Origin of the sequence: Bacillus stratosphericus, from assembly GCF_020524495.1 — a bacterium.
GTDB lineage: Bacteria > Bacillota > Bacilli > Bacillales > Bacillaceae > Bacillus > Bacillus stratosphericus_B.
In genome coordinates this window covers 94,326-110,948 of record NZ_JAIVLB010000004.1, presented here as the reverse complement: position 1 = coordinate 110,948, position 16,623 = coordinate 94,326, and the positions used below count along the sequence as shown (strand labels likewise).

18 protein-coding genes are annotated in these 16,623 nt (G+C 42.2%); 15 read left to right on the top strand and 3 right to left on the bottom strand.

Features of this window, described 5'->3' with window-relative positions; genetic code table 11:
- Positions 1-141: 141 nt before the first annotated feature.
- Positions 142-816, bottom strand: coding sequence for a YIP1 family protein (locus LC033_RS02885; protein WP_226566763.1), 675 nt, complete (start codon positions 814-816; stop codon positions 142-144).
- Positions 817-991: 175 nt separating this feature from the next.
- Here LC033_RS02885 and LC033_RS02880 point away from each other — a divergent pair, with 175 nt between their 5' ends.
- Genes LC033_RS02880 through LC033_RS02830 form a run of 11 tightly spaced genes read left to right on the top strand, consistent with a single transcriptional unit; the run spans position 992 to position 11,142 of the window.
- Positions 992-1,762: a glycosyltransferase family 2 protein gene (locus tag LC033_RS02880; RefSeq protein ID WP_226566762.1), complete on the top strand. Its 771-nt coding sequence runs from the start codon at positions 992-994 to the stop codon at positions 1,760-1,762.
- A gap of 6 nt (positions 1,763-1,768) precedes the next feature.
- The gene (locus LC033_RS02875) at positions 1,769-3,181 is read left to right on the top strand and encodes a capsular polysaccharide export protein, LipB/KpsS family (RefSeq protein ID WP_226566761.1); all 1,413 of its coding nucleotides are present in this window, start codon (positions 1,769-1,771) and stop codon (positions 3,179-3,181) included.
- A 21-nt stretch (positions 3,182-3,202) separates the two neighbouring features.
- A complete protein-coding gene (locus LC033_RS02870) occupies positions 3,203-4,381 on the top strand; it encodes a DegT/DnrJ/EryC1/StrS family aminotransferase (RefSeq protein ID WP_226566760.1) in 1,179 nt (392 codons plus the stop codon).
- Positions 4,378-5,253 carry a GNAT family N-acetyltransferase gene (locus LC033_RS02865; protein WP_226566759.1) on the top strand — a complete coding sequence of 292 codons (876 nt, stop codon included), beginning with the start codon at positions 4,378-4,380 and terminating at the stop codon, positions 5,251-5,253. Before LC033_RS02870 ends, LC033_RS02865 begins: the two co-directional genes overlap by 4 nt.
- Position 5,254: 1 nt before the next feature.
- Positions 5,255-6,379, top strand: a complete 1,125-nt coding sequence (locus tag LC033_RS02860; RefSeq protein WP_226566758.1) for an N-acetylneuraminate synthase family protein — start codon at positions 5,255-5,257, stop codon at positions 6,377-6,379.
- The gene (locus LC033_RS02855) at positions 6,369-7,109 is read left to right on the top strand and encodes a cytidylyltransferase domain-containing protein (protein ID WP_226566757.1); all 741 of its coding nucleotides are present in this window, start codon (positions 6,369-6,371) and stop codon (positions 7,107-7,109) included. Before LC033_RS02860 ends, LC033_RS02855 begins: the two co-directional genes overlap by 11 nt.
- Complete coding sequence (locus tag LC033_RS02850) at positions 7,106-8,131, top strand: PseG/SpsG family protein (RefSeq protein ID WP_226566756.1); 1,026 nt, start codon at positions 7,106-7,108, stop codon at positions 8,129-8,131. The genes LC033_RS02855 and LC033_RS02850 overlap by 4 nt, the downstream gene beginning before the upstream one ends.
- Positions 8,132-8,133: 2 nt before the next feature.
- Entirely contained in the window at positions 8,134-8,874 is a 741-nt protein-coding gene (locus tag LC033_RS02845) for a sugar phosphate nucleotidyltransferase (protein WP_226566755.1), read from the top strand.
- Entirely contained in the window at positions 8,871-9,836 is a 966-nt protein-coding gene (rfbB, locus tag LC033_RS02840; protein ID WP_226566754.1) for a dTDP-glucose 4,6-dehydratase, read from the top strand. The genes LC033_RS02845 and rfbB overlap by 4 nt, the downstream gene beginning before the upstream one ends.
- A 3-nt stretch (positions 9,837-9,839) precedes the next feature.
- Positions 9,840-10,694, top strand: coding sequence for a dTDP-4-dehydrorhamnose reductase (rfbD, locus tag LC033_RS02835; RefSeq protein ID WP_226566753.1), 855 nt, complete (start codon positions 9,840-9,842; stop codon positions 10,692-10,694).
- Positions 10,687-11,142: a dTDP-4-dehydrorhamnose 3,5-epimerase family protein gene (locus LC033_RS02830; protein WP_226566752.1), complete on the top strand. Its 456-nt coding sequence runs from the start codon at positions 10,687-10,689 to the stop codon at positions 11,140-11,142. Before rfbD ends, LC033_RS02830 begins: the two co-directional genes overlap by 8 nt.
- Before the next feature lie 400 nt (positions 11,143-11,542).
- On the opposite strand, the gene hemQ is transcribed toward LC033_RS02830, so the two are convergent.
- Entirely contained in the window at positions 11,543-12,310 is a 768-nt protein-coding gene (hemQ, locus tag LC033_RS02825; protein WP_226566751.1) for a hydrogen peroxide-dependent heme synthase, read from the bottom strand.
- Positions 12,311-12,549: 239 nt separating this feature from the next.
- Here hemQ and pta point away from each other — a divergent pair, with 239 nt between their 5' ends.
- The 4 genes from pta to LC033_RS02805 all read left to right on the top strand — a co-directional run bounded on the left by pta (position 12,550) and on the right by LC033_RS02805 (position 15,785).
- Positions 12,550-13,521, top strand: a complete 972-nt coding sequence (pta, locus tag LC033_RS02820) for a phosphate acetyltransferase (protein WP_226566750.1) — start codon at positions 12,550-12,552, stop codon at positions 13,519-13,521.
- Between the two features lie 626 nt (positions 13,522-14,147).
- Positions 14,148-14,990, top strand: coding sequence for an octanoyl-[GcvH]:protein N-octanoyltransferase (gene lipL, locus LC033_RS02815; RefSeq protein WP_226566749.1), 843 nt, complete (start codon positions 14,148-14,150; stop codon positions 14,988-14,990).
- A 47-nt stretch (positions 14,991-15,037) separates the two neighbouring features.
- The gene (locus LC033_RS02810) at positions 15,038-15,523 is read left to right on the top strand and encodes a tetratricopeptide repeat protein (RefSeq protein ID WP_226566748.1); all 486 of its coding nucleotides are present in this window, start codon (positions 15,038-15,040) and stop codon (positions 15,521-15,523) included.
- 28 nt (positions 15,524-15,551) lie between these two features.
- Positions 15,552-15,785 (top strand): DUF5970 family protein, encoded by a 234-nt coding sequence (locus tag LC033_RS02805; protein ID WP_226566747.1) that lies wholly within the window; start codon positions 15,552-15,554, stop codon positions 15,783-15,785.
- Between the two features lie 34 nt (positions 15,786-15,819).
- Here the strand turns inward: LC033_RS02805 and LC033_RS02800 are convergent, their stop codons facing one another.
- Positions 15,820-16,617, bottom strand: coding sequence for a prespore-specific transcription regulator RsfA (locus LC033_RS02800; RefSeq protein WP_226566746.1), 798 nt, complete (start codon positions 16,615-16,617; stop codon positions 15,820-15,822).
- Positions 16,618-16,623: the final 6 nt, after the last annotated feature.

Here is a 16,623-nt window from a genome sequence, read left to right as displayed (position 1 = left end):
AGCTAGCAAACTGGACATGGAAAGGACCATGTCCAGCGTAAGACAACTGATAAATTTTATCAAAATAAGTGAAAACCCCACTTTTACTTGAAGTAAAGGTGGGGTTTGTCTACGGTCTGGGAACTGCTTGGAGCAGTTCTTTTACATCATCCAGTTCATAGCCCGCTGGACATCAAATACAAGTGACATGATTATAAAAAACGCGGCCAACGGTGTGATGACGATCATGAAGGCTTGCCATACTCTTAGCTTCATTACAGCAACAATGCCTAACACAGCCATTCCGAATATCCATGTCTTTGCATATGCTTCAGTCAGTGTCAAAAGATCGAGATAATACCATACTTCATAATGCTGATCTAAATAAGGTGAGATTTTAACAAATGTATACGGACCAAGCATACCAACAGTGAAAATCCAAGTAAGAGCAAATAAAGCGGAAGGGAAAAAGACTGTCAGCGTGCAAGCTTTGAGCACATCTCGATACGCCGTTTTACTGCCAAAAAAGAGCCGTTCTAACCACTGTAAAATGAGTGCACCGAAAAATAAAATGAGATTGCCTACTAAAATACCATAACCCGCACCATGTAACAGAATAAAAGGAAATGGAATATGATTGCCCATATACTCACTAAAATACCCTTCATACATCCAGCTCGTACCAGCGATACTCGCAAGGAGCATCATCAACCAAATCGGAATAGAGGATTGTTGATATGAGCGAATAATCGTTTTTGTCGCGACAAAAATTTTAAAAAATCGAAAAAATCCTGTTACTTCCTCTTTTTGGGATAAATCATTCTTTATAGCTTCCAATGTTCTTTACTCCTTTAATACACACAAATGATTACTTATATTACCAAAAATTTCACGTTTTTCAAAGATAGATCATTAAAAGAATACAATTTTATAAAAAATAGGTCACTCTACAGTCTCTTTAAGAGAAGACACATATGATAACCATAGTTTGAAAGAGACCGAGGTGAAAACTTTGACAAAAGTAACTGTCATTATGACGAGCTACAACAAGGCGGCTTACGTTGGCAGATCGATTGAATCGGTGCTGCAACAGACTTTGTCAGACCTTGAACTTTTTATCATGGATGATGGATCAAACGAAAAAACCCTGGCTGCAATTAAGCCTTTTCGCAAAGATCCGCGCGTCCATTTTATCCAAAGCGGTGTCAAAACGCTGGAGGAGAGAACAGTTAAAACTCGCTATGCCGTGCTCATTAATCAAGCATTAGAAATGGCGAAGGGAGAGTATATTTCCTATGCCACCGATGACAATGTCTATGCACCGTACCGTTTAGAGAAGCTCACAAATTATTTAGATGCCCGCCTGAATGAAGATATTGTCTATTCTGGTTCAAAAGTGATCTATTTAAATAGCAAAAAAGAGCCAGTGAAGGAAACGATTCGACCTGCGCAAACAGTGCAATGGAATGCACCCTGTGCCATTGATCACTGCTCGGTCGTTCATCGTTCGTCCATTTTATCAAAAATTCACGATGAATTTGGTTCCTACTGGGACGAGAGTCCGCACTTTTATCGAATAGGGGATGCTCGGTTCTTTTTTAGATTAAATCACTTTTATCCGTTCTACCCCTTTAATGAAGTGTTAGATACAAATTACATCACAGAACAGTCAATTCATTATCAGTTGGCAGAAGAAGAGAAAAATGACTTTATTCAAGCACTTCCTCTGCAGTCTACCTGCTGGGAGCTTCGCCATATATTAAAACAAAGACATAGGAGGTGACCTTAAGTGTCGCACTATATTCATCATTATTGGCAGGTGTATTTTGAGTATGTGAATTTAATGAAGGATTTGTCCTATCGCCAAATTCCTCTTGGGTTGATCAGTAACTTTTATCAATACATCAGCCCTGAAGTGAGAGAACGCATGGAAGATGAAGCATTTGGTCAAGAACTGACAACCGCTTGTCCGCTGCCGCAAGAGATTCAGCCATTTTTTGATCAACAGAAACAACAAATCAAGCGTATCGCTTATCGTCCGAATAATGGAAAGGTCTTGCTTCACTTTGAACATTTGCGTTTTGCTGAGCACAATTATACACGGTTTCACCCGAACAAAACGGTGTTGCTCGCTCGTTGGAAAAAGGCTGATTATTTCGGATTACCAGTCATCAGCAAGCCGGAATTAGCCGGAGAGGTTAATAAAGAAGCCCATGCTGAATATATTGAAAAAGCAAATGCTCTACTGAAACCTTACGGACAGCACCCTGTCTTTGGCAATGTCTTTTTTAGAGAAAAACTTCGGAAGGACATTGTGCAATTTATTGATGTGATTGACGAGACAGAGACGCTGTTCCATTTGCAGCCTATTGCAGCGGTCATTGTTGGTACGACAGAGGATGTTTATAGCCGCGTGCTCGCTTTACAAACAGTGAAACGTCAACTCATCAGTATCTGTCTTCAGCACGGTGTGCTCATGGGAGACGAAGCCTTTTTGCCGATTTTCACCACCTGCCACGGAGTGTTTGGAAAGTATGAAAAGGACTGGTATGAAGACAAAGGCTGTAAGCCTGAACAGGTGGAGATTACAGGTCATCCTAGATTTGATTTGGTGCAGGATCGAACGCCGCTTCAACAGGAAATGGTCTTTCGTAAATTGAACTTCAGTCCAGCTAAAAAGACCGTGCTTGTGGCAACGCAGCCGTTTTCAGAGGACTTTTATGGAAATGTCCTTGAAACGATTGCGAAACGAAAAGATATTCAGCTGATCATGAAGCCGCATCCGTGGGAAATGGCTCGAAACCGCTTAAATGTATACGTGGCCATTGAGCGGACGGGGAACCATGTGAGATTGATTAAAAAAGAAATCGATTTGTATGACCTACTGTCATATATGGATATGGTCATTACGCTCACATCAACAGTCGGTCTTGAAGCGATGCTTTTTGAAAAAAGTGTGCTGATTGGGAAAATGCCAGAAGGCAGAAGATACCCTTATTACGAGTCGCTTGGCAGCTATTATATGGAAAACCCTGTTGAACTGGCTGAAAAAGCGATCCGTATTTTGCCTGATGAACAAGAGATGAAGCTGGCAAAACAGCAAGGGGCTCATTTCATTAAAGAAAATTATCCGCATGCGCGATCGACCGATGTTCTGCTTTCTCTGCTCAAAACAAAAACTGGTGTGGATTTTCAGAGATGAAGATAGGAGTGTGCAAACAATATGGGACAAAAGAGAGCACAATTTCTTCCTTATGCACTGCCTTTGATTGAACAGGAAGAAATTGATGAAGTCATTGGAACATTAAAGTCCGGCTGGCTCTCAACCGGACCAAAAGTAAGACAGTTTGAAGAAGAATTTAGGCAGCTGACAGGTGCAAAACACGCAATAGCTGTCAATTCATGTACAGCTGCTCTATTTTTAGCGTTAAAGGCGAGAGGTATTGGGAATGGTGATGAGGTAATTACAACGCCCCTGACGTTCTGCGCAACAGCTAATACGATCATCCATACTGGGGCAGCGCCTATTTTTGTGGATATTGATCCAGCGACACTCAATCTGGATGCAGAGAAATTGGAAGCGGCCATCACACCACATACAAAAGCGATTGTACCTGTTCATTTTGCTGGTCAATCATGCGACATGGACAGGATTTTAGCGATTGCCAAAAAGTATGATTTGTTTGTGCTGGAGGATGCCGCCCATGCCCTCTATACGACGTATCACGATCAACCCATTGGATCGATTGGTGATGCGACCGCCTTTAGTTTTTATGCAACGAAAAACATAGCGACTGGAGAAGGCGGCATGCTGACGACAAATGATGATGCACTTGCAGCTCGAATCAGAAGACTAGCGCTCCACGGGATGAGCAAGGGAGCGTGGAATCGTTATGGAGAAAAGGGAACGTGGTACTACGAGGTCGAGGAACCTGGCTATAAAATGAACATGTTTGACGTGCAGGCATCGTTAGGGCTCGTTCAGTTAAGCCGGCTGGATGACATGCAGACCTGCAGAGAACAGATTGCGCAGACATACAATGCGGCTTTTCAAAAAGAAGCAGGGCTGATCTTGCCGCCTGTCCACCAAGAGGGAAGACATGCGTGGCATTTGTATGTGCTGCAAGTTGATCCAGAAGAAGCATTCATCACACGTGATGACATGATCGATCAGCTACAAAAGGAATATAAAATCGGCACGAGTGTTCACTTTATTCCTGTTCATTTGCATCCATACTATCAACAAACCTATAGCTATTCACCAGAGGATTTCCCTGAATCACTCACTTATTACGAACGTACTCTCTCACTCCCGCTTTATCCAAGTATGACAGATGAAGACGTGCAGGATGTCATCACCGCAGTGTTGTCTATTCTAAAAGATAAGAAGGTATCTTCATGAAGGTTATTCATGCAATAGACGATCAGGTGCTTGCCGCTTGGCTGGAGAAATATGATCATCAGGCAAAACACATGGAAGGCTTCAAGCAATTTGCCCTTGTCAGCGGTGCCCAGCTCAAAGCGGTGCTGTTATACGAGTGGTCAAAATGGGAGAGTGGAATTTTCAACCAGCACATTTTTCATGTGAAGCTCGTGGAAGCTGAGTCGGCATCTGCTTTTAAAGAATTGATGGAGCGATTCATCAATTGGATGAGAACCGAAAAATGTGATTTCTTCTTTTTACGTCTTGAAGCGGCTGATCTTGAAAAAAACCGTATTATCCAAAAGCTATCACATGTGTACTATGTCGGCGGTCTCACGCGGCTTGAGGCACCGCCTGCTCAAATAGAGATGCCATTAACAGGTCAAGATGTGGTGATGAGTCTGCCAAATGAAAAGGAATACGATGAAGCGGTGTTACTTGGTCATCAGGCTTTTGTGAAAAGCCGCTATGCACTTGACCCATATTTAGACCAAAGGGTCGTTCAGCATTTCTACCAGGAATGGATGAGAAATAATTTACTTGGACGCGCAGATATCAATCTCGTGGCAAAGCTGAACAATGAAGTGGTTGGCTTGATTCAAGGGATGACAAAGGGCAATGAGATGGCGCTTGAGCTTTTTGCGATTAGACCAGATGTACAAAGAAAAGGGATTGGGAAAAATCTGTTTATTGAGATGATGAAGGTCTCTCATGACAGAGGGCATCATTTCATTTCTGCCGGGACCCAGTTGCATAACACGACAGCCATTCAGCTGTATGAAAAGATGGGCTTTAGGACAACAAATGCCTTTTTGTATTACCATGTATGGCCGAAAAAAGGAGAGAGGTAAGATGGCGCATTTCTATATTGGAGATCGCAAAGTGGGGGGTGGTGCGCCTGTCTTTATCATTGCAGAGGCAGGCATTAACCATGATGGAAAGCTGGATCAGGCGCTTGCTTTAATTGATGTGGCGAAAGAATCAGGTGCCGATGCGGTAAAATTTCAAATGTTTCAAGCTGATCGAATGTATCAAAAGGAACCGGGCTTATACGAAACGGCAAAAGGAGAAGAGGTGTCCATTTTTTCTTTAGTGGAACAAATGGAGCTGCCGCCAGAATGGCTGCCGACCTTATTAACGAGATGTAAGGAAAAGGGACTGATTTTTTTAAGCACAGTGTGTGACGAAGAATCTGCGGATCTATTGAATCAAACCGATCCTCCTGCTTTTAAATTGGCATCCTATGAAATTAATCATTTGCCCCTTTTGCGTCACACCGCTTCATTTCAAAAGCCGATCATTTTTTCAACAGCTGGGGCGACCATTGCTGATGTTCATGAAGCATATGAGACCATAACGAACCAGCAAAATAAGCAAGTCGCTATCATGCATTGTGTGGCAAAGTATCCAGCGCCTAGAGCATACACGAACCTTCGTGTCCTTCAAACCTTAACCTCAGCTTTTCCCGAGGCAGTCATTGGCTTTTCCGATCATAGTGAGCATCCAACTGAAGCGCCTGTTGCCGCTGTGAAGCTTGGTGCAGCGATGATTGAAAAGCATTTTACAATCGATAAAACGTTACCTGGAGCCGATCATTCCTTTGCACTTGATCCTGAACAATTGAAGGAAATGGTTCACCACATTCGAGCAGCAGAAAAGCAGCGGAATCAAACAGAAGCAGATGTTCAATCTTTGCCAGAGGAGATCCTTGGCAGTTCTTATAAAACGACAACTGCCATTGAAGGTCAGATTCGAGAGTTTGCGTATCGAGGGATATTTACGACAAAAGGCATTGCAAAGGGCGAGACCTTTACTTCAGAAAATCTAGCCGTGCTACGTCCAGGGCAAAAAAGCCAAGGTCTTCACCCACGTTATATGGCGATTTTACTTGGTGCAAAGGCTATGAGAGACATTCCAGCCCATACAGGCGTTTCGTGGAAAGATGTGCTCGCACAGGAGTCCCAAGATGATCAATGATGTGCTCTTTGTCATCCAGGCTAGGATGGGTTCAACAAGACTTCCAAAAAAGGTGATGAAGCCGATCGGCGGCATGGCGCTGATCGACTTGATTGTTGAGCGGGTAAAGCAATCAGATGATTACAATCACAAAACGCAAAACCTCATGATCGCCACAACTGTCGAGGCAGAAGATGACTTTTTGGCTCATTATTGTCTATCAAAGGGCTATAAGGTGTTTCGAGGCAGTGAGACGGATGTGTTGCAACGATTTACGCAAATTGTCCGCCAGTTTGAACCACAAACTATTGTACGTTTAACGGGAGATAATCCATTTATAGATCCTCCACTTTTGTCGAAAATGCTTGAAAAACATAGACAGGAGAAGGCTGATTACACCTATACGAACGGAACACCACTAGGTATTTCCGGGGAAATGATTGACGCAGCTATTTTAAGTAAAATCGACACATTTCCCCTCACGCATCAGGAGCGTGAGCATGTCACTCTGTATATCAGAAAGCATCCGGAGCAATTTCACCTTCAATTAATCACACCGCCCAAAGAACTTGCATATCCTGCTTATCGATTCACGATTGATACAGAAGAAGATTACGTGTTTGCTATCCGTTTACTTGAGAAAGCTGGCGGTTCCATTGCTGTGCCAACGGCTGAGCTCATATCCATCTGTGAACAGGATCGAGACATTGTTCGTTTGAATCAATTTGTGAGACAGAAGGATGCTGAATGAACAAAAAAATCATGATTGTTGTCTATGGTGGTTTTTTAAGAGGGATGGGGCATGTCGTCAGAATGAAACGGTTAGCAAGGGAGCTACTTCAGGAAGGGAACGACCTATTTTTCTATACAAATGAGCAGATTTGTGTAGAAATGCTTTCCCATCCAGAGTGGCACGTCCACATGTTGCAGGAATCGAATGCGGTCATTCAATTGCAGCAAGACATGAAAGAGCTGAAACCAGATCTTCTTCTGATTGATGTTCTTGATTGTGACCTGCAGTTCCTTCAAACGATCAAGGATTCCTGCGGCTCAAGACTGGTCTTATTCGAGGAAAAAAGAGATGAAGCCGGTGAGCTTGCGGATGCTGTCGTCAACGGTATCTATGGAGGTCTGGACGGGAAGCACATGCAAGTAAATGGGACGGAATATTTTTATGGAACACCTTATTTATTGTTAGATCACGAGATTGGCCGATTAAAAGACACTTATGAGGTTCGAAAAGAATGCAAAAAGGTGGTCATCAGTCTTGGGGGCAGTGATCCGAGTGGATTGTTATCAAAGGCTGTATCAGCACTTCTCCAAGAAAATCATTTACAGATTCTAGCGGTTACAGGAAAAGCCTCTCACATCAAAGAGCAAGTAGAGGCTGAGCATATTCAATTCATTCGCCATACAGATCAATTACCTGTTCGTCTATCGGAAGCTGATTTGGCCATTGTGGCAGGTGGCATGACGTTATATGAGGCAGTTTGTATTGGGGTGCCCAGTATTGTACTCACGCAAGTAGACCACCAAGCAGTTACAGCGAGCAGTTTTGCGCAAAAGGGAGCCTGTCATCACCTTGGATTAGGCGACCATGTAGATGAAAAAGATCTATTGCGTGCGGTTCAAAGGTTGTCCGAAAGCTACTTCCTCCGCAGGAGCATCCATCTCAATGGACGGACACTCATTGATGGAAAAGGAACCGAGCGAGTGAAAAACATTCTTATACACCTCATGAATCATCACCAAAAAGAACATAAGGATGTGTAGATGTGAAGGGAGTTATTTTAGCAGGAGGAAAGGGATCAAGACTAGCACCATTAACGAAAATTTTCAACAAACATTTATTGCCGGTTGGACCATACCCGATGATTTATTGGTCATTGTTCAAATTGAAGGAAGCGGGTATTTTAGATGTGATGCTAATTTCACAGGAAGAACAAGTCCCGATGTTTCAAAAATTGCTTGAAGGTGATCAGGAACTTGGGATGAACATTGTGTATCAAGTACAGCCAGAGGCTTCTGGTATTTCGGATGGGTTATCCTATGCAAAGCCCTTTGTAGAAGGGAAGAAGTTTGTGCTCATGCTTGGTGATAATGTATTTGAGGATTCGTTAAGCCCTTTTGTCGAAGCCTTTCAGCAGCAAGAAGGCGGAGCCAAGGTACTTTTAACAGAAGTGGCAGACCCGAAGAGGTTTGGCATTGCAGAAATTGATTCCGCACACCACCGGATTTTATCAATACAAGAAAAGCCAAAGCATCCGCGTTCATCCTATTGCGTCACTGGCATCTACTTTTATGATCAAGAAGTCTTTCAATATATTGAGAAAATCTCGCCGTCAGATCGAGGGGAATTAGAGATTACAGACGTGAATAATCTCTATATCTCAAACAGCCAACTGACCTATGATATGTTAAAAGGGTGGTGGATTGATGCAGGAACACATGAATCTCTCCACCAAGCATCTACGAAAATGTTTGAAACGATGAAGAAAAAAGAGGGGTACGTATGACGAAGTCTTATTTAATAACAGGCGGAGCAGGATTTATTGGACTGAATTTTGTGAAACTGCTACTTCAGGAATCGGATGCCCGGCTCACCGTATTTGATAAATTAACGTATGCCAGTCATCCAGAGGAAATGGATGAATTATCAAAGTTTTCTCATTTTCGTTTTATTCAAGGGGATATCACCCTACAGCATGAGCTGGATCAAGTATTTGATGAAGCCTATGATGCCATCATTCATTTTGCAGCAGAGTCGCATGTCGATCGCAGTATTGAATCGGCAGAGCCCTTTATTCAAACAAACGTTCTCGGTACCTATCGTATGCTAGAAGCTGTCTTAAAGGGAAAGGCGAAAAAACTCATTCATATTTCAACAGATGAAGTATATGGAGATTTGGAGATGGATGATCCTGCTTTCACAGAACAAACACCACTTTCACCGAATAACCCTTATTCAGCAAGTAAGGCGAGTTCAGACATGCTTGTGAAATCTTATATCCACACCCACCAATTACCCGCCATGATTACTCGATGCAGCAACAACTACGGCCCCTATCAGCATGAAGAAAAATTAATACCTACCATTATCAAAAAAGCGATCAATGGAGAAAAGATCCCGATTTATGGAGACGGCCAGCAGATTCGCGATTGGCTATATGTAGAGGATCATGTAAGAGCTGTGAAGCAGGTAGTAGAAAATGGTAAATCTGGGCAGATTTACAATATTGGCGGTGGCAACGAGAAATCGAATCTTGATTTAACCAAAACCATTCTCACACATCTCGGCATCAGCCATGACCAAATTGCGTTTGTTCAAGATCGAAAAGGGCATGACAGACGGTACGCCATTGATGCCGGTAAACTAAAAGGAGAGCTTGGCTGGGTCCAGGCGACTTCATTTGAAGAAGGTATCGAAAAAACGATCAAGTGGTATCGTGCCAAATATGATCAGAGCGAAGAAGGGTGACCGATGAAAGTTTTAATTACCGGTGCAGGCGGCCAATTAGGGAAAGAATTGAGCAAACAGCTCAAGGAAAAAGATATCACCGTCATTGCTTTAACAAGGAGCATGCTCAATATCGCAGATCAACAAGCAGTCAGACACGCGATGAGACACTTCAGGCCTGATATTGTGGTCAGTGCGGCAGCATACACATCTGTTGATCAATGCGAAACAGAAATTGAAAAGGCCTATCTTGTGAATGGCATTGGTGCTTATTATACAGCGCTAGAAGCAAAACACGCAGGGGCAGATGTGTTACATGTTAGTACAGATTATGTGTTTGATGGGCAAGCGAATGCCCCTTATCAGGTCGATGCACAAGCGGATCCCCAAACCATTTATGGAAAGAGTAAAAAGCTCGGCGAGGAATTGATTCATCTTGTGTCAGACGAAGTGAAAATCATCCGTATATCGTGGCTCTATGGACATGAGGGACACAACTTTGTTAATACCATTCTTCGGCTAGCTGAAACGAAGGATCATGTGCGCATCGTAAATGATCAAATAGGATCTCCTACTTATACAAAGGATGCAGTAGAGGCCTTGATTCATTTGTTTGATCAGAAGGCGGGTATCTATCACGTCAGTAACCGAGAGAGCTGTTCCTGGTTTGAGTTTGCGTCAGAAATTGTTGCAAAGAGCGGCCTGTCTACCACCATTGAGCCGATTTCCACGGAAGAGTACGGATTCCAAACACCTCGTCCAGCCTATTCTGTTTTAGACCTTGAAGCGATTGAAGCCACAGGCTGGCAGCCAAGACATTGGAAGGATGCACTTCACGAATATTTGCAAAAAGAAGGGAGATGGCATCAGCATGATTGATGGTGTGCAAACGAAAAAACTAATGAAGCATTGTGATGATCGCGGCTTTTTTGCAGAGCTCATTCGAGATGACGAACCGATGCTGAAACGCTTTGGGCAGGCGTCGTGGTCGAAAAGCTTTCCAGGAGTGATCAAAGCCTTTCATTACCATGAAAAACAAGATGACGTTTGGTTCTTCCCAGCAGGTCATGCCCAGGTCGTTTTATACGATTTGAGGGAGGGTTCTCCCACAAAGGGTCAAACCGATGTGTATTATATGGGAGAAGACAATCCGATGTTGCTCCTTATTCCAAAGGGGGTCGCACATGGTTATCGTGTACTAGGCGAGACGCCTCTGCAAATTGTTTATTTTACAACAGAATCCTACGATACGAAAAACCCAGATGAAAAAAGAATCGCTTGGAATGATGAGGCGATCGGATTTGATTGGGAAACGACGTTTAAATAAGAAGAGAGGCCTTTCGCAGGAGAAAGGTCTTTTTGTTGAGATACATTCTGTATGTGCCATTTTATGTATATTTATGAAGATCAAAAGAAAAGGGATGTGTATGAATTTGTCTAAAAGAATTGCATTTGTGACAGGGCAAGTACAGGAATTGGAAAGGCAATCGCCATAAAGCTTGCCGATCAGGTCGATGTTTAAGGTGTTCCTTTGAATACCGATCCCGCCGCAAAGACGCATCCAGTAATCAGCTACCTTTGAGGCAGAGATGGATACATGGAGATCGTTTCGAAAATGCACCTAGCCTTAATGCAAAAATAGCGATGGGGAGTTTTTCATGATGAGAACACCTTTCTAAACAAATACATAAAAAGACTTCGGAGAGATCCGAAGCCTTAAGAGTTTATCAAACATGGAAATAAGACGCTAGCTGCTCGTTTGCTAATCGGTTTCCAACAAAGAAGGAACCAAATTCGCCGTAACGTGCACTAACTTCATCAAAGCGCATTTCATAAACCAGTTTTTTAAATTGAAGAACATCGTCAGAGAAAAGGGTGACGCCCCACTCATAATCATCGAAACCGACTGAACCTGTAATGATCTGTTTGACTTTCCCAGCATAGCTTCGGCCAATTAAGCTGTGGCTTCTCATAAGGGATTTACGTTCGTCCATTGAGAGCATGTACCAGTTGTCATTGCCAGAACGTCTTTTATCCATTGGATAGAAGCACACGTATTTAGAAGAAGGGAGCTCTGGGTATAGACGCGCACGTACATGTGGGTTTTCGTAAGGATCCCCGCCGCCTTCCCCTGCTAAGTAGTTGCTTAATTCAACAACTGAAACGAACGAATACGCTGGAATTGTGAATTCTGCTAGTCGTGACTTGTTGAATTCAAGTTCAATTTCACCCAGTTCTTCTATTGTTGGACGTAAAATCATGAGCATAATATCTGCTTTTTGGCCCACAATACTATAGATTGTTTGGCTTCCAGCCTTATCGTGCTCAACTATCTTCCATTTTTCTAGTAGAGCTGTAAACTCATGAATAATGGCTTGACGCTCATCGCTTGTCAGCAGCTTCCAAGCTGTCCAGTCAATCGTTCTAAAATCATGCAGCGCATACCAGCCGTCTAGTGTTTGAGCTGCTTCATTTGTTTTATGTTGTTCGCTCATTTCTTTCACTCCTATTTACAGTTTTCCATCTGTTCCAACTATAACATAGTTTGTCCAAATGGAGATGTGATCAAAACTTGACGAAGACAACCGTTTTTATCAAAATTGATTGAATTAGTTTGAAAAATAAGAATTTAAATTGTAAGCGCTATAATGTAAGTTGGTAGTTTGAATTTATGTAGAAGAAGAGTATGCTTAAAAGAGAACGCTTTTTTGTAAAATCAAGGAGGGTAATTGAAGTGGCAGATATTTTTTCAACAGTTCAGGAAAAGGTTGCAGGTAAAGGAGTTAAGATCGTTTTTCCTGAGGGAATGGACGAACGCATTTTAACAGCCGTTCAAAAACTAGTAGATGGCAAAGTATTACAGCCGATTATTCTAGGCAAGAAACAAGAAGTTGAAGCCAAAGCAAAAGAATTAGGTCTTACACTTGAAGGTGTTGACGTGTATGATCCTCATACATATGAAGGTTTTGAAGAGCTTGTACAAGCTTTCGTAGAAAGACGTAAAGGAAAAGCAACAGAAGAGCAAGCAAGAAAAGCATTACTAGATGAAAACTATTTCGGTACAATGCTTGTGTATAAAGGTCTTGCAGACGGACTTGTGAGCGGTGCAGCACACTCAACTGCTGACACAGTGCGTCCAGCACTTCAAATCATTAAAACAAAAGAAGGCGTAAAGAAAACTTCTGGCGTCTTCATTATGGCTCGCGGAGAAGAGCAGTATGTATTTGCTGATTGTGCGATCAACATTGCACCAGACAGCCAAGATCTAGCTGAAATTGCGATCGAAAGTGCAAATACAGCGAAAATGTTTGATATTAGACCACGTGTGTCCATGCTTAGCTTCTCAACAAAAGGCTCAGCAAAATCAGACGAAACAGAAAAAGTATCTGAAGCGGTTCGCATTGCAAAAGAAAAGGCACCTGAGCTTGTACTTGATGGAGAATTCCAATTTGATGCAGCTTTCGTTCCTTCAGTTGCAGCGAAGAAAGCACCAGACTCCGTCATCAAAGGGGACGCTAGCGTATTTGTTTTCCCTAGCCTCGAAGCTGGAAACATTGGCTACAAAATTGCACAGCGCTTAGGTAACTTTGAAGCTGTAGGTCCAATTCTACAAGGCTTAAACCAACCAGTAAACGATCTTTCCAGAGGCTGTAATGCCGAAGACGTTTATAACCTTGCGCTGATCACGGCGGCTCAAGCACTATAATATGACAATCAAAAAAAGCTAGCTTCGTTTTTACGCAAAGCTAGCTTTTTTTGTATATTTGTTGAATTCGTATTATTTGGAGAACAGACCAAGCCCTATCCAAAGCCTCTATTATCTCAATCATCAAAATAGCGAAGGTTGGAAAATGTTTTTAAGATTGATCATGGGAAGAATGTGGTGAATAAGGTTACTACTAATACAGAGAGTAAAATAGATTCTAATACAATAAAAGGAGTTAAAAAATTAATGGGCCATGAACTATGGATCGATCCATATTCTGTAAGGTGCTTTCGGTTAAGAGTTAATGACTTTGAATTATCTTGATATCGAAATCCATTGATTGGTTAAAAGCCTTTCAACGTTTATTTTATAATCATTCAACTATAGTATTACGAGGAGTACATAAATGGAAATATAAGTGCGGAGTGACCCATCTAGTTATTTCTACAGATAAAGCAAACATTCAAAACAGAGCATCTATTTAGGAGACTCCCAAAAATGATCAATTTACCTCAAATCCCCAACCTGCTCATTAATTGAACCTGAACATGATTTCCCTCCCATTCATCCCATATTCCTTCCATGGTATAATAAACACAGTTTATGAACGAGAGGATATGCAGGAGATGAAAAATGAACCTATTGAGTTACTGACACAGTCGAAATGGCGAATCATCGATCAGTCAAGTCTGGGTCCTTATGTGGATCCAAAGCAATCCTTTGCCATGGATGATACGCTTTGTGCATCGGTGGGGAAGGGGCTTTCACCAGCGACAGCCCGTTCTTGGGTGCATCACAATACGATTGTTCTTGGTATTCAGGATACAAGGCTTCCATTCCTTCAATATGGCGTGAAGCTGCTTGAGGAAGAGGGGTATCGTGTGATTGTGCGCAATTCAGGTGGTCTTGCTGTGGTGCTGGATGAAGGTGTACTGAATGTGTCGTTAATCTTTGCGGAACAAAAGAAGGGTATTGATATCGACCGAGGGTATGATGCAATGGTGGCGCTGATCCGACGAATGCTGGCGAAGTATGAAGTGAAGATCGAAGCCTATGAAATTGTTGGCTCTTACTGTCCAGGAAGCTACGATTTAAGCATTAATGGAAAGAAATTTGCAGGCATATCTCAGCGTAGATTACGCGGAGGAGTCGCTGTGCAAATCTATTTGTGTGCAGATGGAAGTGGACGAGAACGAGCAGATTTGATTCGCCGTTTTTATGATGCTGCCTTAAAGGATAAACGACAAGAGGTCAAGGCGGTATTTCCTGATATACAGCCTGATACGATGGCATCCCTATCAGAATTAATAGGAGAACCAATTGATTGTACGCTTCTGATGCGTCTTTTACTAGAAGAGCTTCAAAAGCTGAGTGATCAACTGACAGCGTCAGGCCTCACCGTAGAAGAGCAGCTTGAATTTGAGAAAAACATGACGCGGATGATTGAGCGGAATGAGAAGGTGTTTTGATAAAACACATAGGTACTTCAATTTTGAAAAAATTGAGAGGTGAAGTAATGGAAACAAAGCTTGTGAAAGCCATTGAACTTCGAAAAAGTGGACACCTTCAAGAATCAAATGAAATGCTCACTCATCTTGTGGAAGAGTATCCAGACCATGCCTCCCTTTACTATCAATGTGCCTGGAGTTATGACTTGTTAGGAGAGGAAAAACAAGCTGTCTTTTTTTATGAAAAGGCAATCGAGTTAGGGTTGTCTTCAGAAGAACTAGAAGACGCTTTAATAGGGTTAGGAAGTACATACAGAACCTTAGGAGAATATGAAAAGTCAAAACAGATATTCCTAAACGCTATGGAAGCTTATCCGAAAAACAAAGCCATTCAAACATTCTATGCCATGACTTTGTATAATTTGAATGAACATAGCGAAGCGATGGAGGTATTACTGAACTGTTTAACTGAAACAACAAAAGATCCTAATATTTTAAGTTATCGAAAGGCCATTGATTTTTATTCAAATCAGTTAGATACATTGTGGAAATGATATGGTTTAATAGAAAGGAAGGATTCCGGTGAAATCCAAAAACGGCAGTTACCTCTATTTACTTTGGCTTTCTGTGATCATAGGAGCCGGCTACGGCATTTCACTTTTAGTGCCGTTTCTTCAGCCTGTACTGACACTTGGCATCGCAGGTCTTTATATTTTTATCTTTGGTGATTTTCAGGTGAGACAGGTCAGATATATTTTTATGTTCGTGTTTTTGATTAATGTCCTTTTTAGTGTGATGCTATTTTTGGATATTTAAAAAAGTGCTTCCCGTAAGTGGGGAGCACTTTTTGTTATTCTGCCATTTTTTCAAGGTTGCCGTTTCGGTCCATTTTAAAGGTTGGCGCGGCATTGTCGTCATCCTCAAACAAGACTAGTTTTCTCGCACGATTCATGATTTTGACAAGTGTTTCATAATCTTCTTGAATCGTGAGCTGATCCTTTTCAAGCTTTTTCACTTCCGCTTCTAGATGCGAGACTTTATGTGAAAGTTCGTTGTTTTCTCGTTTTAACCGGCTGTTTTCCATACGTAAGGCAGAGGATTGATGTCCATCACCTTCATAGCGGCGTAAGAAATCAATGATATCTTCGATCGTTAATTCCTGACGCTGCCTAAATGGGTTGGTTTCTGGCATTTTCTCTGTGACGTGAGAAGCCTGTGACAATAAATGTGATAAACTAGCTAACTCTTCATTGTAGTTTTGATCAACAAATTGGAGCTGTTCTGCTGTTTCAGCTGCTGGTGCAAATGTTTCTTCTTTCGCTGGTTCCAGCTCTTGAGAGAATTCCTGTGTGATCGTTTCCTCTACTTGCGGCTGATAGAGTAAGCGTTTTTTTGCAGGCTGACCATTGCCGAGTGCGCGCATTCGTTGTTTTCGCTGTTTTTTGGCAAGTGCCAACGCTTTTTCATATTGATGCCTTACGACAGCATTCCATCTAAATCCGCATGCCGCTGAGGTGCGGTTCAGCTTGTCTCCTACTTCTTCAAACGCATTTAGCTGTGTGCTGCCCTCTCTGACATGACGTAAGACGGTTTCTGCCAGAAGGAGATCATTTTCCTCAGACCAAGCATCTTGTCTTTGTTTTGACATGTGTTT